The organism is Mycobacterium sp. 1081908.1 (genome assembly GCF_001673535.1).
Taxonomy (GTDB): domain Bacteria; phylum Actinomycetota; class Actinomycetes; order Mycobacteriales; family Mycobacteriaceae; genus Mycobacterium.
This window is the reverse complement of the sequence record NZ_LZLY01000003.1, coordinates 35,771-53,394: the sequence shown is the minus strand read 5'-3', so window position 1 is coordinate 53,394 and position 17,624 is coordinate 35,771. Positions and strand designations below refer to the sequence as shown.

The 17,624-nt window shown below is 69.4% G+C and carries 20 protein-coding genes; 11 read left to right on the top strand and 9 right to left on the bottom strand.

Annotated features, from left to right (window positions below; translation table 11 throughout):
- Entirely contained in the window at positions 1 to 741 is a 741-nt protein-coding gene (locus tag A5655_RS00360) for an enoyl-CoA hydratase/isomerase family protein (protein ID WP_067004374.1), read from the bottom strand.
- On the bottom strand, positions 738 to 1,112 hold the full coding sequence (locus A5655_RS00355) for a hypothetical protein (RefSeq protein ID WP_067004372.1): 375 nt from the start codon (positions 1,110 to 1,112) through the stop codon (positions 738 to 740). Before A5655_RS00355 ends, A5655_RS00360 begins: the two co-directional genes overlap by 4 nt.
- Positions 1,113 to 1,232: 120 nt before the next feature.
- Between A5655_RS00355 and A5655_RS00350 the strand changes: the two genes are divergently transcribed.
- From A5655_RS00350 to A5655_RS00340, 3 genes are all read left to right on the top strand, one after another.
- Complete coding sequence (locus A5655_RS00350; RefSeq protein WP_197508555.1) at positions 1,233 to 1,739, top strand: lipoprotein LpqH; 507 nt, start codon at positions 1,233 to 1,235, stop codon at positions 1,737 to 1,739.
- Positions 1,740 to 1,834: 95 nt separating this feature from the next.
- Complete coding sequence (locus A5655_RS00345; protein ID WP_067004368.1) at positions 1,835 to 3,571, top strand: hypothetical protein; 1,737 nt, start codon at positions 1,835 to 1,837, stop codon at positions 3,569 to 3,571.
- Positions 3,568 to 4,914, top strand: coding sequence for a CHAT domain-containing protein (locus A5655_RS00340; protein ID WP_067004366.1), 1,347 nt, complete (start codon positions 3,568 to 3,570; stop codon positions 4,912 to 4,914). The genes A5655_RS00345 and A5655_RS00340 overlap by 4 nt, the downstream gene beginning before the upstream one ends.
- A gap of 5 nt (positions 4,915 to 4,919) precedes the next feature.
- Here the strand turns inward: A5655_RS00340 and A5655_RS00335 are convergent, their stop codons facing one another.
- On the bottom strand, positions 4,920 to 5,273 hold the full coding sequence (locus tag A5655_RS00335) for a hypothetical protein (protein ID WP_067004364.1): 354 nt from the start codon (positions 5,271 to 5,273) through the stop codon (positions 4,920 to 4,922).
- 44 nt (positions 5,274 to 5,317) lie between these two features.
- Between A5655_RS00335 and A5655_RS00330 the strand changes: the two genes are divergently transcribed.
- The 3 genes from A5655_RS00330 to A5655_RS00320 all read left to right on the top strand — a co-directional run bounded on the left by A5655_RS00330 (position 5,318) and on the right by A5655_RS00320 (position 8,898).
- Positions 5,318 to 6,649: a hypothetical protein gene (locus A5655_RS00330; RefSeq protein WP_067004362.1), complete on the top strand. Its 1,332-nt coding sequence runs from the start codon at positions 5,318 to 5,320 to the stop codon at positions 6,647 to 6,649.
- Positions 6,646 to 7,779 carry a hypothetical protein gene (locus A5655_RS00325; protein WP_067004360.1) on the top strand — a complete coding sequence of 378 codons (1,134 nt, stop codon included), beginning with the start codon at positions 6,646 to 6,648 and terminating at the stop codon, positions 7,777 to 7,779. The genes A5655_RS00330 and A5655_RS00325 overlap by 4 nt, the downstream gene beginning before the upstream one ends.
- A gap of 63 nt (positions 7,780 to 7,842) precedes the next feature.
- Positions 7,843 to 8,898 carry a dihydrodipicolinate reductase gene (locus A5655_RS00320; protein WP_067004357.1) on the top strand — a complete coding sequence of 352 codons (1,056 nt, stop codon included), beginning with the start codon at positions 7,843 to 7,845 and terminating at the stop codon, positions 8,896 to 8,898.
- Between the two features lie 17 nt (positions 8,899 to 8,915).
- Here the strand turns inward: A5655_RS00320 and A5655_RS00315 are convergent, their stop codons facing one another.
- Together A5655_RS00315 and A5655_RS28110 are read right to left on the bottom strand one after the other, a co-directional pair.
- On the bottom strand, positions 8,916 to 10,211 hold the full coding sequence (locus tag A5655_RS00315) for a serine hydrolase domain-containing protein (protein WP_067004355.1): 1,296 nt from the start codon (positions 10,209 to 10,211) through the stop codon (positions 8,916 to 8,918).
- Between the two features lie 42 nt (positions 10,212 to 10,253).
- The gene (locus A5655_RS28110; RefSeq protein WP_197508557.1) at positions 10,254 to 10,406 is read right to left on the bottom strand and encodes a hypothetical protein; all 153 of its coding nucleotides are present in this window, start codon (positions 10,404 to 10,406) and stop codon (positions 10,254 to 10,256) included.
- Between the two features lie 70 nt (positions 10,407 to 10,476).
- On the opposite strand from A5655_RS28110, the gene A5655_RS00310 reads away from it, so the two are divergent.
- The 4 genes from A5655_RS00310 to A5655_RS00295 all read left to right on the top strand — a co-directional run bounded on the left by A5655_RS00310 (position 10,477) and on the right by A5655_RS00295 (position 13,709).
- Positions 10,477 to 10,650, top strand: coding sequence for a CsbD family protein (locus tag A5655_RS00310; RefSeq protein ID WP_067004353.1), 174 nt, complete (start codon positions 10,477 to 10,479; stop codon positions 10,648 to 10,650).
- 88 nt (positions 10,651 to 10,738) lie between these two features.
- Positions 10,739 to 11,422, top strand: a complete 684-nt coding sequence (locus A5655_RS00305) for a cutinase family protein (protein WP_067004351.1) — start codon at positions 10,739 to 10,741, stop codon at positions 11,420 to 11,422.
- 19 nt (positions 11,423 to 11,441) lie between these two features.
- On the top strand, positions 11,442 to 12,428 hold the full coding sequence (locus A5655_RS00300; RefSeq protein WP_067004349.1) for an SDR family NAD(P)-dependent oxidoreductase: 987 nt from the start codon (positions 11,442 to 11,444) through the stop codon (positions 12,426 to 12,428).
- A 117-nt stretch (positions 12,429 to 12,545) separates the two neighbouring features.
- Positions 12,546 to 13,709 carry a zinc-binding dehydrogenase gene (locus A5655_RS00295; RefSeq protein ID WP_067004347.1) on the top strand — a complete coding sequence of 388 codons (1,164 nt, stop codon included), beginning with the start codon at positions 12,546 to 12,548 and terminating at the stop codon, positions 13,707 to 13,709.
- Here the strand turns inward: A5655_RS00295 and A5655_RS00290 are convergent.
- Entirely contained in the window at positions 13,693 to 14,079 is a 387-nt protein-coding gene (locus A5655_RS00290) for a PPOX class F420-dependent oxidoreductase (RefSeq protein ID WP_067004346.1), read from the bottom strand. The two genes, A5655_RS00295 and A5655_RS00290, sit on opposite strands and share 17 nt — an antisense overlap.
- 12 nt (positions 14,080 to 14,091) lie before the next feature.
- The gene (locus A5655_RS00285; RefSeq protein ID WP_067004344.1) at positions 14,092 to 14,796 is read right to left on the bottom strand and encodes an SDR family NAD(P)-dependent oxidoreductase; all 705 of its coding nucleotides are present in this window, start codon (positions 14,794 to 14,796) and stop codon (positions 14,092 to 14,094) included.
- Positions 14,797 to 14,962: 166 nt separating this feature from the next.
- Between A5655_RS00285 and A5655_RS00280 the strand changes: the two genes are divergently transcribed.
- Positions 14,963 to 15,514, top strand: a complete 552-nt coding sequence (locus A5655_RS00280) for a TetR/AcrR family transcriptional regulator (protein WP_067004426.1) — start codon at positions 14,963 to 14,965, stop codon at positions 15,512 to 15,514.
- A gap of 4 nt (positions 15,515 to 15,518) precedes the next feature.
- Here A5655_RS00280 and A5655_RS00275 read toward each other — a convergent pair whose 3' ends face one another.
- On the bottom strand, positions 15,519 to 16,721 hold the full coding sequence (locus A5655_RS00275; RefSeq protein WP_067004342.1) for a cytochrome P450: 1,203 nt from the start codon (positions 16,719 to 16,721) through the stop codon (positions 15,519 to 15,521).
- 10 nt (positions 16,722 to 16,731) lie between these two features.
- Positions 16,732 to 17,565 (bottom strand): mycofactocin-coupled SDR family oxidoreductase, encoded by an 834-nt coding sequence (locus A5655_RS00270; RefSeq protein ID WP_067004340.1) that lies wholly within the window; start codon positions 17,563 to 17,565, stop codon positions 16,732 to 16,734.
- Positions 17,566 to 17,624 lie beyond the last annotated feature (59 nt).

Below are 17,624 nucleotides of genomic sequence, written 5' to 3'. Positions count from 1 at the left end.
TCAGCGGCGGCGAAGACTCTCGACGTAGGCGGCGATGCGCCGCCGCGTCTCGTCGGAGGCCCACAGCCGGCGCACCTCGCTGTCGACCAGAGCGCCCTCGCGCATCCGCGCCAGGATCGGGGCCCGCAGCTGCGCCTTCGTATGGCGATAGGCCTCGATCGGAATGCCGCCGAGGTCGGCAGCCTCCGCCACCGCCGCCGCGACCCGGTCGTCGGCGACGACGCGATGGGCCAGCCCGTTGGCGATCGCTTCCTCGCCCCGGTAGACGCGGCCGCCGAGCGCCACCTCCTCGGCGCGGTCCCCGCACGCGTAGCGCATCACCTCGAGCGCGGCGACCGGAAACGCCACGCCGACGCGGACCTCGGTCGCCCCGATCTGTGCTTCCGGAGCGATCAGCCGGCGGTCGCAGGCGCAGGCCAGCACGCAGCCGCCGGCGATGGCGGCACCGTTGATCGCGGCCACCGTCGGGCCCGGGTAGCAGAACAGCGCCTCGAACGCCTCGGACAGCGCCGGGATCAGCCGGTCGGTGTATCCCGCACCGCCTTCCACCACACGGTTGAGCTCGACCCCGGCGCTGAACGCGCGGCCGGCGCCGGTCACGACGAGTGCGCCGCCGCCGGAGTGCTGCAGCTCGCCAAGGGCGTCCGTCAGCTCCTTGAGCAGGTCGACATCGAGGGCGTTGACGCGCCCGGAGGAAATGGTGAGTACGTGGACCGCACCGGCGGCTTCGATCTGGATCACGATGAGACGATAACGACGGGGATGTCGGTGTTCTCGTCGGTGTGATAGCTCGCGCAGACCCGGTGGTAGCCGTCCGCGATCTGCAGCGGGACACCCGTCGTGAAGTCGCCGCGCACCAGCAGAATCGGTGACAGCGCCTGCCCCTTCTTGATCTTGGACAGGTCGGCGGCGACGTGCGGGTTGTCGTCGGGCAGCAACCTCAGCTGCGCCGCCCGCAGAATGTCTTTGGCCTTCTTGTGGCTGACGACCCCGGCCTTGAGTTTTTCGGCCAGCTGATTGGCGGTGCCTGGCTCCGCGAGCAAGGCGAGATAGTCGGCCGCCGCCGGGAAGTCGTGCGCCTCAGGCTGTTCGAGCCACTTCACGCTCGCCATCGCGCGTCTCCCTTCGTTGGGCCGTGTCGAGGCAGCCTACCGGGTGGGCTTCGAAATTGGGATCGGTAGCGACGCGGCCGGTCTGTACTTGCGCCCATGACGACGCCACTGGGGCGGCGCATGAAGGAAGGAAATGCAGTGAATCGACTTCTCGTGGGAGCGATTGGAACCCTCGGCGTCGCATCTGCGCTGGTGGGCTGCTCGAGCGGCGGCCACTCGTCCAGCCCGGCGTCGAGCGCGGCGCCCAGTGCCTCCACCGGCACCGGCACCAACGCGTCGGTCAAGGTTGGCGGCACCGACCTGGCCGGCCTGAACCCGTCCGCGGTGACCTGCGTCAGGACCGGCGGCAAGATCGACATCGGCAGCGGCTCCACCGGCGGGCCCCAGCAGGCGCTGGCCGTGGTCATGACCGACGCGAACCCGCCGTCGGTCGAGTCGCTGGCGCTCTTCGTCGACGGCAACGCCTTGTCGGTCAGCAACGGCATGGGCGCGAAGGTCGGCTCGGCCAATGTGGCGGTGGACGGCAAGACCTACACCATCACCGGGCAGGCGCAGGGCGCCGACATGAAGAACCCGATGGCCGGGATGATCACCAAGGACTTCACCATCAAGGTGACTTGCGGTTGATCGATCGAACGCCGGGGCGGCGGGCGTGCCCTCACTCACACGCCCGCCGCTCCGGTTCCTCGCCACGTCCACGGCGGCGGACTTATGATGCAGCCGTGTCGATCCCCGGCGAATTGGAGAACGCCCGCCAGTTGGCGTTTGCCGCCGACGAAACGCGGGCGCGGGATCTGCTGCTGTCGCTGATCCCGCAGATCGAGCGGGAAGACCGGGACGATCTGATGCTGGAGGCGCTTGCGCAGCTCGGTGAGATCTACCTGGCGCGCGGGGCGAATGACGGAGTGCGCGAGTCTATCCGGCGCATCCGCGACTGCCTTGCCGTCTATGACGCGATCGCCGCGGGCACCATGCCGGAGGCCGCCGAACGCGTGCGCATGTCCGATGCCGAGGTTTCGCACATGAGCGTGCGGTACTCGCGACGGGCGCAGTTTCTGGAAACGGGCCTGGCCGCGGCCCTCGGCGATCACGAGGGCGCCGCGGCGGCGCTGGCGGCGTTGTCGGACCCGGGCCCCGCGAACGATTTTGCCGACCTTGCCGACGAGCACGGCTACCTGGTCACCTATGCCCAAATGCTGTGCGCCGGCGCGCTCTGCGACGACGACCTGCATGTGCAGTCGGTTCCGCTGTGGGAGCAGGTGCTGGCCGCACTGGAGGATCCCGACCGGCTGAGCAGCGCCAGCCCGTTCGGGGACTATGTCCGGGTGGCGGCGGCCACCGAATACGGCAGGTTCTGCGTCGAGACCGGGCGATTGGCCGAGGCCGAACCCTGGCTGCGCCGTGCGGGGGCCCGGGCGCAGGCGAACGGCTGGGAACTGGCAACCGCCAGAACACAATTGGAGCGGGCGGTCGCCTGCTGGTCGTCGGCCGATCACGCCGGCACCGAGAAACTGGTCTCTGAGGCCTACCCCGTCATCGCGCGCTACGATCGGGCGCACGACGTCGCCCGCTGCTGGCTGTACATGGGGTTCACCCGGCTGGGATCCGGTGCCCTGCAGGAGGCCGACGAGTGCTGGGAGCACGCCGAGCGGCACTGGCGCGAGCTGGGCAAGCCGCTGTACCTACACCGTATTCTGTTGCAACGCAGCTGGATCGCGATCTTTTGGAGTAAGTTCGCCGACGCGGTCGAGCTGATCGCCCAGGCCCGGGAACTGCTCGACTCGTCGCCGCGCAGCAGCTGGCTGCAGTACGCCCAGCTCGACAACCACCTCGGCACCGTGTGGCGCGCGGATGCGTTGGCGGACCTCGGCTTTGACAGCTCGGGCGATCCCGACGAGACGCTGGAGGAAACCGAGGCGCGGCAGGCCGAGGGCCTCGGCATCCTCAAGGGTGAGATCGGTACCCCGGAATACTGGCGCGGCATGAGCAAGCTCGAACAGGCCGCGGAGCTCAAGGTGCCGGCGGCGCTCGCCGTGGATTCGGTGCGGTATTCGATCGCCGACGCCGACGCGAGATCGCGCTGGGCGACCAGCGTTTCGGCGCCCATCCTGGCCGGGGCCTTCGCCGTCGCATGGGAATGGGAGAACACCGAGCTGATCAGCGAGCTGGTCGAATACCACAGCGCCCGAGGGACTTTCGACATGGAACCGGAGCGCGCCAAAATCGGCGAGTGGGCATCCACGGCCGCCCCACCGGTGCTCATCGAGGACGGCGAGGCACTGGCCGCGGCCGGTCCGCCGGCGGGCGGTGGCCGCTCGCTCACGCGGCTGGGCCCCTTGCCGCCGCTGCAGATGCAGCCCGATGCCGCGCCGATCATGAGCCACTACCGCGAACTCGCGTTGCAGCGCTACGGCCGCGAGGTCACCGCCCGCGAACCAGCCTGGTCCACTTGGCCATGAGTGATACGGACCGGCCCACTCTGGTCCTGCGGTTCGCCGACGTCGGGATCGTCACGTACGCGAGTTTGCGGATAGTCGGTCAGCCGTCCAGGACCGTCAATTGGGTGATCGAGGAGCCGATCCTGCTCGCGGCCCTACAGGAGCTGGTCGGCGCGTTGCCGGAGCCGCACGGCACCGAGAGCCTCAGCGACGCGATCGAGCGCGCACTGACGACGGGCCCGTTCGCGGCACCGGACACCGAGCTGACGATGGCCTACATCCTGGGCGTGCTGCTCATCGGCGCGCCCGGCTGGCAACTGTTGACGGAATGCGCGGCGACCCCGCGCGCGGCGTTGTTCGTCTCGCCCAGCTCCCGGCTGGCTCGCGTGCCGTGGGGCCTGCTGGCGGTGCCGAAATCGGGGCCGAGCAAGGAAGAGCTGGTGCGGGCCCGCCAGGATGCGATCACCGCCAGCGGCCGCGTCGCGGCCCAGATCCCCTGGCAGCTCGACGATATCGGCGCCCGCACCGACGGCCACCGGCTGATGGAACTGGTCGACGTGCTGATGGCGGTGCCGCCCAACATCGTGCACTCGCCGCGGGCGCCGGCCGGCTGGGACGCCCGGCGCGACGGCCCGCCGGTGCTGGTCCTCGACCCGCGGGTGCCCGGGCAGCGCCCGGACTCCGCGCTCGGCTCGGTGCTCGGCCGGCCCTCGGCGGAAACCCAACTGGCGCAACACTTCGCCGGACTGATGAAGCGCCGGCCGGTGCTGCCGGACGTCGACGACGCGGTCGAGCTGTTCCGCCGCCAGGACGCCGACCGTGTCTGGCTGGCCAAGCAGCTCGCGCGATCCCCGAGTCGGCTCGTGTACGTCGGCCACGCCAGTTCGGCACACGGCCAGGCCGACCGCGCGGCGCTGCACCTGGCCTGCACGGCGGAGATTCCCGGGGACGCCGAGGCCATCGGCGATCATCGGCCGCTGACGGCTTCGGACCTGATGTCGTTGCAATTGCCCATCCCCCCGCGGGTCGCCCTGCTGGCCTGCGGGTCGGGCGGCGACTATCAATTCGACGAGGCGACCGGCCTGGTGGCGGCGATGGTCCTGGGCGGCGCCGAGTTGGTGAGCGCCACTCTGTGGTCGCTGCCCACCTCCGCGGCGTATCGACGGTTTGCGGCCCACGAATCCGCCGACCCGATGGCCGATGTCGTTGTCGCCGTGGACGACGCGCACGACGGACCCGACGCGGGGTGCGCGGTCAACCGTTGGCAGCGCGCGCAGATGCGCCGCTGGCGCGACGGCGCCCTCACCGCCAGCCCGCTGTATTGGGGCGCCATGGTCAGTTTCGCGGTGGACGGCGCGCGTTAGCGCCGTCAGGTCGACGCCAGCCAGGACGCGTTGACGGCCAGCACATCGTCGGGCAGCGAAAGCTCCTCGCGGGCAGCGGGATCGAACGCCACCAAAACGACCAGGCCGGGGCGCAGCATCGACACGTCGGCGTCGCCGTCGCAGCTCGCCAGTTTTCCGATGAACGTCTCGCCGGACACCGCCACCACCTCGATGAATACCTGGCGCTCGTCGCCGACGGTACGCACGGTGCCGACCCCGACGGTGGGCCCCGCCGCGTTCCGGCGCCTGGTGAACCGGATCCCGACGGCCCCCAACAGCAGCATGATCAGCTTGTTCATGCCACCACGCTCTAACGGCCAAGCGGCTACCGAACCCAACTTTTCGGCTGCCGATATTTTTCAAAAGCCCCTATCCTGTCCAGGTGAGCGCGGATTCGCAGGTTGCGACTGACGTCGCCGTGGGCCACCCACGCCGGTCGGTGATCGAGGCCGCGTGGCGTGCGATCGGCCCCGGCGTCGAGGTGCTCAGCAGCGACGACGGCGGCCCCTTGAGCCGGACCGTCAAGCGCATCATCGACCCCCTGGTGCTCCGGCTGCGATCCAATCCGCAGTATTCGGCCCCCGTCGTCGCACCGGAGACCGCGGCGGCGATGCACGAGCTCATCGTCGGCAGCGCACGCGAACTGCGTTCCGCCGCAGCGTGGTTCGACACACTCAAGCTCGAGCGCCGCCGGCAGCGCATCCGCACCGGCAACGCCCAGGAACTGTACTTCCCCGTTTGCTTCGAGCTCGCGGTGACGAAAGGCCCACCGGCGCCGCAGGATAGCGAGACGGCGGCCGCGGTGCTCAACGACATTCACCAGGGCCGCGACCGCACCGCGATCGAGGTGCTGCACCAATACGTGGCGAGCCCCGACGTGGTGGCCGGGCTGGCCGCTCAGCTCGACCGCAGCTGGCGCGACGTGCGTCCCGCGGAAACGGACCCGGCGACCGGCGCCGGGCCGTTTTTTGCCGAGCTCGGCATGGTGCTCGGGCCGGCCAACAGCCACCGCGCCGCGGCGGCCCGGCAGCGGGTCTGGTCGGCGGTGATCGCCGACGCCACCCCGTACAACCTCGGGGCCGTGGCCCGGGTCGAGGCGGCCGAACTGCCGTGGTCGATCGTCGGGCTGGGCCTGAGTTCGGTTCAGCCACAACGGCAACCACCGATCGCGGGTGGCTCCGACAGCGATCGCCCGCTGGATCGCACCGTGGTGGACCGGGTGCGCGGCACGCTGCGGCGCGCGCTGGACCGCGACGCGCTGCCCGACATCCCGCTGCTGTGCGAGGAGGAGGTCGACCGGGCCGCGGCGCCCTGGGGGCTGCTGTCCGAGGACAAACAGGCGACCCTGGTGGCCGGCATCGAGATCGCCGTCGAGCTGGCGCCGCTGGACCCCTCCGTCTCCAGCCGCTACGCGCTGGCGGCCCAGATCCAGGCCCGGCTGCGCAAGGAGGCCTACGTGCTGCACGCCCGGCGCTACCTCGCCGAGGGCGGCCCGATCCATCCGCGCCAACGGCAAGTGGTCGACGACCTCGCCGCATACGCCCAGCCGTACCTGAGCCGGCTGTGGGCGCGGCTGCACGGACGCGACGTCTGGCAGGAGCCGTGCGATGACGTCGACGAGGTGCGGTCCCTGCTGGAGGGCGTCGCGCGGTCGGTGAGCCTCGACCACCGCCAACGCATCAAGGCGATGCTGGAATTGCAGGTGGCCGGATGAGACTGGTTGCCGATTCCGGACTGTGGAGCACCGGCCCGACCACCGCGGATAGCCCGCTGGCCGCGGTGCTGGAGGTCAGCGGCGGCGTGCTGTCGTGGACCCTCGACGACCCACCCGGCGCCGCGTCGGCCCGGATCACCTTCACCGATTTGGCGCGCGCCGACTGGATTTGGCGCGTGCTGGGCGAATCCGGGCACGTCGCGCTCGCCACCGCGGTCGAGGGCGCGCCCGACGAGCCGCACATCGAGCTCGCCGGGGTCGACATCGTGCCGGGCTCGGTCGATCCGCTGCGGCGGCTCGCGATCGGGCACTGGCTGCGGCGGTGGTGGCCCGCCAGTCGCCTCGAGGGCATCGCCGGTCTCGATCGCGCGCTGCTGGACGTCGAGGTCGCGCTGCTGACCTCCGGGGCGCAGGGTTTCTTCACCGACGACACTCTGGATTCCGACGTGGTGGGGCTGCTGGCGCCGCACGCCCCCGCCCTGATCGCACACCTGCGCGGCGGCGATCCGCGGGTCCGCGATTTGGTGCGGGCCGGCGCCGGCCTGGCCGAGGAGGTCGGCGTGGACGGCGACGGCTGGGCGGAACTGTATGCGGCCCTGGATGATCCGGGTGCCGAGGTCGCCGCCCCCAGCGGGCGCCGCGACGACTACGCGCTGGCCGCCGGCGCCGACGCCGGTCCGCGCGGCGGCGCCCCGATCGCCCGCGGTGTCGCGTCCCTCGGCTGGGGCGCCGTTCCGCCCCGGGTCTTTGACGCGGGCGAGGACACGGTCGACTGGACCGTCCAGCTGGCCGACGCGGCGGTGGTCGCCGTCGTGCGGGCGGCCGTCATCGGGCCGGACCCGGCCACCGGCATCGCGGTTCGACTGCGATCCGGGGCCCTCAGCGGCAGCGGCGCCCTGGACGCGCACGGCGGCGCGATCCTCCCACTCGTCGACGGCGGGCAGCACCCGGTGACGGAAGCCGCCGCCTGGGACCATGATTGGTCGGCGACGTCGGTGATCGTCGGCGCCCCGGTGTCGGAGGCCCGCGAGACCCGGGACCGGGTTCGCCGGTGGGCCAGGGCACGGCTGGAACGGCCGCCGCACGACGCGTTCCTGGCGGAGATCCTGGCCGGCGAATCCGACTACTGATCGCACGCGCCGCGCGGAAACTTCACTCTCGCTTCCGAGAGCGTCATTCTCTATGCTGAGCGAGTGCCAAACAACTATCGCGTCGTCCAGTGGAACACCGGGAACGTCGGCAAGAGCTCGCTGCAGTCGATCGCCGACAATCCCATGCTCGAACTGGTGGGGTGCTACGCCTGGTCTCCGGACAAGGTCGGCCGCGACGCCGGCGAACTCGTGGGCATCGCGCCGCTGGGCGTCGCCGCCACCAACGACGTCGACGCGCTGCTCGCCATGAAGCCGGACTGCGTCGTCTACAACCCCATGTGGATCGACGTCGACGAGCTGGTCCGCATCCTGTCCGCCGGTGTCAACGTGGTGACGACGGCGTCGTTCATCACCGGAGCCAACCTGGGCGAGGGCCGCGACCGGATCGTCGAGGCCTGCCAGAAGGGCGGCTCGACGATGTTCGGCTCGGGCGTCAGCCCGGGCTTCGCCGAGCTGCTGGCCATCGTCTCGGCGATGGTGTGCAACCGGATCGACAAGGTCTCCGTCATCGAGGCGGCCGACACCACGTTCTACGACTCGCCCGACACCGAGAAGCCGGTCGGCTTCGGCCAGCCGATCGACCACCCGGAGCTGGCGGAGATGGCCCGAAAGGGGACCGCCATTTTCGGCGAGGCCGTGCGCCTGGTGGCCGACGCGCTCGGCGTCGAACTCGACGAGGTGCGTTGCGTGGCCGAATTCGCCCAGACCACAGCCGATCTCGAGATGGCGTCCTGGACCATCCCGGCCGGATGCGTCGCGGGCGTCTACATCAGCTGGCAGGGCGTCGTCGGCGACAAGACGTTGATCGACCTCAACGTCCGGTGGCGCAAGGGACAGACGCTCGAGCCCGACTGGAAGATCGACCAGGACGGCTGGGTCATCCAGATCGACGGGCAGCCAACGGTGACAACCAAGGTCGGCTTCCTGCCGCCCCCGTACTTCCAGGCCGAGACGATCGCCGACTTCATGGCGCTCGGGCACATCATGACGGCGCTGCCCACCATCAACGCGATCCCGGCGGTCGTCGCCGCCCCGCCGGGCATCGTCACCTACACCGATCTGCCGCTGACGCTTCCTCGCGGCTTCGCGAAGGTGTAATCGGCGAACAGCCCGGGCTAACCCCCGCCGGATGCCACCGCGGCCCGACGCCGGGCGGACTTGTAGGCCGCTCCGAGCGCCGGCACCTCGAGCGGGCCCTGATGGCGGGCGGCCTCGATGGCGTTGCGCAGCGGGCTGGCCAGGCCCGCAAACGATCCCATGTCGAAGAGCAACGGCGTCAAGAGCCGGTTGTGCACAAAACCGAAGGCGCTGCCGGATTCCGGGTCGGCCCAGCCGAGCGTCCCGCCCAGGCCCACGTGACCAAAGCCCTTGAGCAGGCCGGGCACCGGCGACTCGTGGTAGCCCAGGTGAAATGGCATGGGCACCACCATGTTTGCGTCGGGCCACTTGCGTTGCGGCTGCCCCGCCAGGCCGCGCGCCAACTCCTCCGACAGATATTTCTTGCCGTCGATCCGGCCGTCGTTGGCCAGCGCGGCGTACATCTTGGCGAGCCCGCGGCCGGTCACCACGCCGTTGGCCGCCGGCACCTCGCCGTCCAGGAATCCGGTGTCCCCCTTGATGAGCGAGATGACGCCGGGGAAATACATCGCCCCCAGGGCGCCGGAGAAGGGCAGGCCGGCCAGCTTCGGTGCGATGAAGTTGAACACCGGGGCGCGCAGCCTCCCCTGCGGTATCAGGATCTGGGCCGCCCTGGTCGGCGCCCCCTCGGGCGGGCGGCCGAGGTGCAGGCCGTCGGTGTTGAGCGGGCGCGCGATCTCCTGGCGGATCAGCTCCCGCATGCCCTTGCCTGTCACCGCCCGGGCCAGACCGGAGAGCAGCCACCCGTAGGTCAGCGCGTGATAGGCCTGCACGCCGCGCAGGTGATCGACGGGCGCGGCCGCCAGGCGCTCCTCCATGAGCGCGTGGTCCATCAGCTCCGTCTTGGTGACACCGCGCAGGTGCGACAACCCCGATCGATGCCGCAAGACGTCGCGGACCGAGATGTCGCCCTTCCCATTGGCCGCGAATTCGGGCCAGTACTCGGCTACCGGATCGTCGTAGGACAACAGGCCGCGGTCGGCCAGCCGGTGAATCACGGTCGACGCGACGCCCTTGGTCGCCGAGAACACCATCGCGCCGGTGTCGGCGGTCCAGCGCTCGGTTCCGGCCCGGTCCGACCACCCCGTCCAGACGTCGACGACGGGCGCGCCGTCGATGTAGACGGCCAGGGCTCCGCCGCCAAAACGGCGGCCGGGGAACAGCCGCGAGAACAGCCCCACCACGTTCGCGAAATGGGGGTCGGCCGCACCGGACACACCGCGGGGCAAGCCATCGTCGGTCACCAGCAGGGTCGATCCCCGGCGCGATGCCATCACGGCATCAAGCTATCAGCCGCCAAAAGCGCTGAACACAGCTCAATCCGGCGGGAGGTGGGGGTGTTCACCAGGCGGTTGATCCGGGGGCGGGGCGTTCAACCACTTCCTGAGCCGAAACAGCTGATTGACCACCATGCCGATGCCCAACAACATCAGTACGGCCACGATCGCCACCACCACCGCGGTGCCCACAACGTCCATCATGACAGGCGGTGCGACCTGCGGGTTTCGATATGGCCCGCCGCGGGGTAGCCACCATCCCATGAGCGCTACAGACAAAGCAAAGAACAAGATCGACGACTTGGGCGGCCGGGCCAAGGAAGCCGTTGGCCGGGCCACCGGGGACGACCGCACCAGGGACGAGGGCCGAGCCGATCGGGCGAAGTCCAGCCTCAAGGATGCCGGCGAGAAGGTGAAGGACGCCTTCAAGAGGTAATTGGGTCGTCGCCCAGGCCGGCAATCCACGGCCCACGCGGCGTCGAATGTCAGGTAAACGACACCGATGATGCGGAGGGTCTACGAACATGCGCCGATTCACGACATCCCTGGGAGTTGCGGCGCTGTTGGGCGCCTTCGCACTGTTGGGCGCCCCGGCGCCCACCTCCTTAGCTGACCCGTGCCCCGACGTCGAGGTGGTGTTCGCCCGCGGTTCCGGTGAGCCGCCCGGCGTCGGCGGCGTCGGCGGGTCCTTCGTCGACGCGTTGCGCGGACAGATCGGCGGCCGGTCGCTCGGCGTGTATCCGGTCAACTACCCGGCCAGCACCGACTTCGCGAACCCCGATTTCCCGGCGACCGTCGTCGACGGCATCCGCGACGCGGGCACGCACCTCGAGTCGATGGCGGCGAACTGCCCCAAGACCCGGGAGATCCTGGGCGGGTACTCCCAGGGCGCGGCCGTGGCCGGATTCACCACCTCGGCGGCCATACCGCCGGGCGTCCCGGCGTCGGCGGTGCCGCGGCCCATGCCGCCGGACGTCGCGAACCACGTCGCCGCCGTCACGCTGTTCGGGACGCCGTCGGGTCCGTGGCTGCAGAAGTACGGCGCACCGGTGATCGCCCTCGGCCCGCTGTATCAGCCCAAGACGCTCGAGCTGTGCGCGCCGGGTGACGGGATCTGCGGTGACGGCAACGACGCCTTCGCGCACGTGTCCTACTCGGTGAACGGGATGACAGGCCAAGCGGCGACCTACGCGGCGAGCCACCTGTAGGCCCGTGCAGAATCGCAGCATGCATGTTCTGGTCACGGGCGGCACGGGATTCGTCGGCGGTTGGACCGCCAAGGCCATCGCGGACGGCGGGCACTCCATCCGCTTCCTGGTGCGAAATCCCGATCGGCTGAAGACGTCCGTCGCCCAGTTGGGCGTCGACGTGTCGGACTTCGCCGTCGGCGACATCACCGATCGCGTTTCGGTGCGGGAGGCGCTGCGCGGCTGCGACGCCGTCGTGCACAGCGCCGCCCTGGTGGCGACCGATCCGCGTCAGACCAAAGAGATGCTGACGACGAACATGCAGGGCGCGCAGAACGTCCTCGGCCAGTCCGTCGAGCTGGGCCTGGATCCGATCATTCACGTGTCGAGCTTCACGGCGCTGTTTCATCCGGGCCTGGAGACGCTCACCGCGGACCTGCCGGTGGTCGGCGGGGCGGACGGTTACGGAACGTCCAAGGCGCAGGTGGACATCTATGCCCGCGGGCTGCAGGACGCCGGCGCGCCGGTCAACATCACCTACCCCGGCATGGTGCTCGGCCCGCCGGTCGGCGATCAGTTCGGTGAGGCCGGCGAGGGCGTCAAGGCCGCCGTGCAGATGCATGCGATCCCAGGTCGCAGCGCGGCGTGGCTGGTCGTCGACGTCCGCGATCTGGCCGCGTTGCACGCCGCGCTCTTGGAGCCGGGGCGCGGACCGCGCCGCTACACCGCGGGCGGGCATCGGGTTCCGGTGGCCGAGCTCGCGACCATGCTCGGCGAGGTTGCCGGGACCCCGATGGTCGCGGTTCCCATCCCGGATTCCGCGCTGCGCATGGCCGGGGCGGTGCTGGACCGGGCGGGCCGGTTTCTGCCCTTCGAGACACCCTTCACGTCGGCGGGGATGCAGTACTACACGCAGATGCCCGCGTCAGACGACTCGCCCAGCGAGCGAGAGCTCGGCATCACCTATCGGGACCCGAAGGACACCGTGGCCGACACGTTCGAGGCCCTGCGGAGCGCGGGCAGCTAATTTCGGCGCGAGTTTCGCCGAGCCTGTAAATCTGCAGACAAAGTGCGAGTGCGGGCCTGCAGATTTACAGGCTCGGCGAGGCTATCTGGGTGCCGGCCGGCGTAGGAGGATCGAGAGATGAAGACCGTCACGTGCACCAACGCGAAGCTCGAAGTCGTCGACCAGCCGAGCCCGGTGCCGGGCAAGGGCCAGTTGCTGATCGAGGTGCTGCGGTGCGGCATCTGCGGATCCGATCTGCATGCGCGGCACCACTGCGACGAGCTTGCCGACGTGATGGTCGAATCCGGCTACGACGCGTTCATGCGATCGAATCAGTCGGTCGTGTTCGGTCACGAATTCTGCGGCGAGGTGCTCGATTACGGGCCCGGTACCCGCAAGGCCCCACGAGCCGGCACCCGGGTCGTCGCCTTGCCGCTGCTGCGCCGCGGCAAGGAGGTGCACGGGATCGGGCTGTCGACGATGGCCCCGGGCGCGTATGCCGAGCAGCTCCTCGTCGAGCGGTCGCTGACGCTGCCCGTCCCCAACGGGCTGGCTCCCGAGGTGGCCGCCCTGACCGAGCCGATGGCCGTCGGCTGGCACGCGGTGCGGCGCGGCGAGGTCGGCAAGGGCGACGTCGCGATCGTGATCGGCTGCGGGCCAATCGGTCTCGCGGTGATCTGCATGCTCAAGGCGCACGGCGTGCGCACCGTGATCGCCAGCGACTTCTCGCCCGGCCGGCGCGCGCTGGCGACCGCCTGCGGCGCCGACACCGTCGTCGATCCCGCGCAGGACTCGCCCTACACGACGGAGGCGAGCGGCAAGCACCTGCAGGGCATCCTCGAGGCGTTCGACCTCGCGGTCGGCACCATCGAAAAGCTGCAACGGCTGCGGTTGCCCTGGTGGCACTTTTGGCGCGCCGCCGAAGCCGCCGGCGCGGCGACGCCCAAGCACCCCGTGATCTTCGAATGTGTCGGTGTCCCAGGCATTATCGACGGGATCATCGCGGGCGCGCCGCTGTTCTCGCGCGTCGTCGTGGTCGGCGTCTGCATGGGCTCGGACCACATCCGGCCGGCGATGGCGATCAACAAGGAGACCGACCTTCGGTTCGTGCTCGGCTACACCCCGCTGGAGTTCCGCGACACGCTGCACATGCTCGCCGACGGCAAGGTCAACGTCGCCCCGCTGATCACCGGGACGGTCGGGCTGCCCGGGGTCGAGGCCGCGTTCGACGCGCTCGGCGATCCGGAGGCACACGCGAAGATCCTCATCGACCCGAAGAGCGACGCTACGCAGCCGGTGTGATCTCCAGGCCGACGTGCACCTTGTCGATGCCGCCGCGCACGATCGAGTGCGCGTAGAACCACCAGGCGTGGTACCAGTACCGCTTGAGCACGGCGTTGTAGACGCGCCGCGTCTCGGACTTCGGCAGGACCCGGGCGATCCCTTCGACCGGTTCGCCCTTGGGCTTGCCGAGCGCGGTGCTGCGGGCGATCGTCACCCGGGGCGTGTTGTTGATCCGCCTGACCTTCCACGACCCGTCGTCGGTGATGACCAGCAGCTTGTCGTCGTCAGGCACACCCCAGATCGCCGTCGGCTTGGGCCGGCCGTCCTTGGTGAAGGTGGTCAGGAGCAGGTACTTGGACTTCACGACGTCGGAAAAACTGGGAGCCACACCTCATGCTTATCAGGTGTTGCGGCCGCCGTTGACCCCCAATATCTGGCCGGTGACGTAGCCGGCTTCCTCGGACACGAAGAACGCGCACGCCGCGGCGATGTCTTCGGGCCTGCCCACCCGGCGCACCGGGGTGCGTGCGATGTGGTCCTCCACGGTGCCGCCCAGCAGCTGCCGCCGCTCGGCGCTGCGCAACATCGGGGTGTCGACGAACCCCGGCGGCACCGCGTTGACGGTGATCCCGCTCGGACCGTATTCGAGGGCCAGCGACTTGGTCAGGCCGTTGACCGCTGACTTGGCCGCCACATAGTGGGCCATGAAGGGCTGCCCGGAATGAGTGCTCGACGAGGAGATGTTGACGATGCGCCCCCATCCCGCCTCGACCATGTCGGGAAGCACGGCCTGAATGGTGTGGAACACGCCGTTCAGGTTGACGTCGATCACCTTCGACCACGCCTCGAAGGACATGTCCAGGAATTTCTTGAACCCTTCCACGCCGGCCGCGTTGACCAGCACCAGGATTGGGCCGAGCGCCGCGCGGATTTCCGCGATCGCGGCATCGACCTGCGCGCGATCGGTGACGTCCGCGACGTAGCCGAAGCCGTCGTCGGTGGCCGACAGATCGATGACGGCCACGCGGAATCCGTCGCTGCGCAGTCGTTCCGCGACCGCGCGGCCGATCCCGGAGGCACCGCCGGTCACCACGGCAGTCTTCACGCGCACCCACCTTCCTGAGCGATCGCCCAGCACGTGGGCTCGACATTGCCTATCACCCTTTCGCGAGGTGGGTCAAGTGGCCGCACGATCATCGCGGCGGGCGGTTGATTTTTGGCGATCGCCCAATTTAGGGTCGGTAATGGCCAGGGACTCCACGACGCGCGACATGCTGATCGACGCGACGATTCGCATCATGATCGAGGAGGGCTACGCCGCGGCCACGTCCCGGCGGGTGGCCGCCGAGGCCGGCGTCAAACCGGCGTTGGTGCACTACTACTTCCCGACGATGGACGAGCTGTATCTGGACGTCTTTCGTCGCGGCGCCGCCGTCTATCTGGAGCGCCAGCAGAAGGCGTTGGCCTCCGACCGCCCACTGCACGCGTTCTGGGAGACGCTCATCGAACCCAAGGACACCCGGCTGTTGCTGGAGTTCATGGGTCTTGCCAACCACCGCAAGGAGATTCGCGCCGAGATCGCGGCCTGGCAGGAACGCTGGCGCGAGGCGCAAATCACCGCGCTGAACTTCATCGTGCGCGAGCATGACATCGATTCGGATGAATTCCCGCCGGCGGCCTTGGCGGTCGTCATCGCGTCCATCGGCCGCATGCTCATATTCGAGCAGGGGCTCGGTTCCAAAGTCGGTCACGATGAGGCCATCGCGCTCGTCAACCGATTCCTGGACCGGTTCGAGATGCCCAAGAAGGGGCGGCGCGACTGACCGGTTAGGGCAGCACGACCCGCAGGCGCTCCCAACCGCGCACGGTCGACGTGGACGCCAATTGCGCCGTGTCGTAATCGATGTCCCATTCGGGCCACCGATTGAGGATCTCGTCGAGCGCCACGCGGCCCTCGAGGCGCGCCAGGTTCGCCCCGAGGCAGTAGTGCACGCCCTTTCCGAAGGTGATGTGCGAGATGTTGTCGCGGCGGATGTTGAACGTGTCGGGATCGGTGTACCGGCGGTGATCGCGGTTGGCCGCGCCGAACAGCAGCAGCATGGCGCTGCCGGCCGGAACGGTCCTGCCGTAGCACTCGAAATCCTGTGCCATCCAACGGGCGACGTGCGGGCCGGTGGGCTCGAACCGCAGCGTCTCGTCGACCGTTCGGGTCAGCAGCGAGCGGTCCTGGCACACCTCGCGGCGCTGGTCGGGGTGCTCGGCGAGCACCTTGGCCAGCCAGCCGATCAGCCGGCCCGTCGTCTCGTTTCCGGCGCCCGCGACCACCTGGGTGTAATGCAGTACCTCCTTGCGCGTCAGCTTTCGGTGCACCCCGTGCTCGTCGTCGAACTCGACGTTGAGCAGGGTGGTCATCAGGTCGTCCGACGGGTTCTTGGACCGCCATTCGACGTAGTCGGCGTAGATCCGCCCGTCGGCGATGGAGTCGGCGTCGGCGACCTTCATCGGTGTGCCCGGCTTGGTGCGCAGGTTGGCGTCGTTGGCGTCGCGGACCGAAACCTGTTCGGACTCGGGGATTCCCAGCAGCATGCCGATCACCCGCATCGGCATCATCGAGGCGAGTTCGGCGATGATGTCGAATCCCCCGGACCCGACGAGCGGGTCCAGGCACCGCACGCAGTACCGCCGGATCTGGTCTTCGAGCTCGGCCATCCGGCGCGGGGTGAACACGCGCGACATCAGGCCGCGCAGCCTGGTGTGTTCGGGCGGATCCTGGAACATCATGACGCCGCCGGGCATGTCGAATTTCGATTGGATCAGCTCGAGGATGTCGCTTCTGCGGTTGGAGAAGGTCTCCCAGTTCGCCAGCGCGCGTTCGACGTCGGAATGCCTTGATATCGCCCAGAAGTCATAGCGCTCGTTGTAGTAGATCGGCGCCTCTTCGCGCAGCCGCGCGTAGGTCGGGTACGGGTCGGCGATGATGCCGGTGTCGTAGGGGTCGTAGTAGACGTCGGTGTCGTTGGTGACGGTCATCGATGCTTCCTTACTTCAGGCAGCTGCCGGCATCCACCGGCAGCGCCACACCGGTGATGTAGCGCGCTTCGTCGGAGGCCAAGAACAGCACGGCATTGGTGATGTCTTCGGGGGTCACCCAGGGGATCGGCAGGTAATGGAAGCTCTGACACACCGGCGCCAGGTCGTCGGGTCCCGGGTTCTCCAGCTCCGGCCGGAAGGCGCGGTAGGTGGCCTCGTTCATCAGCAGCGGCGAGTTCACGTGCGTCGGGAGGACGGCGTTGACCCGGATCATGCGCTGGCCCAATTCCACCGCGAACGAACGCATCAGCCCGATCACACCGTGCTTGGCCGCGACGTAATGGCCCATGTGCGGATAGGCCTTGTTGCCGGCCACCGAAGACGTCAGCACGATCGACCCGCCGCGGCCGCCGTCCAGGATGTGCGGGACGCCGGCCTTCACCGTCTTCCACACCCCGCTGAGGTTGACGTCGATCATCTCCTGCCACAGCGCCTCGTCGGTCTTGTGCAGCTTTCCCGCCGTCGTGCCGATGCCGGCGTTGGCGACGATGACGTCCAGGCGCCCCAGCTGTTCGACACCGCTGTCGACGGCGGCGCGCAACGCGTCGAAATCGCGGACGTCGACTTCGGCGGTGACGACGCGGCCACCGGCGTCCTTCACCAATCCCGCCGTCTCGTCGAGGTCTTCGGGGGTCGCGCCGTCGGCCGGGGACGCCTCGAACTCGCGGCAGATGTCGACGGCGATGATGTCGGCGCCTTCCCGCGCGAGCCGGACCGCGTGACTCCTGCCCTGCCCGCGCGCCGCGCCGGTCACGAACGCGACCTTGCCCTCCATCCGGCCCATTGCCACCTCGCTCCCGATATTTGGGCGATCGCCCAAACTTGGGCGCACGCCATGTCTAG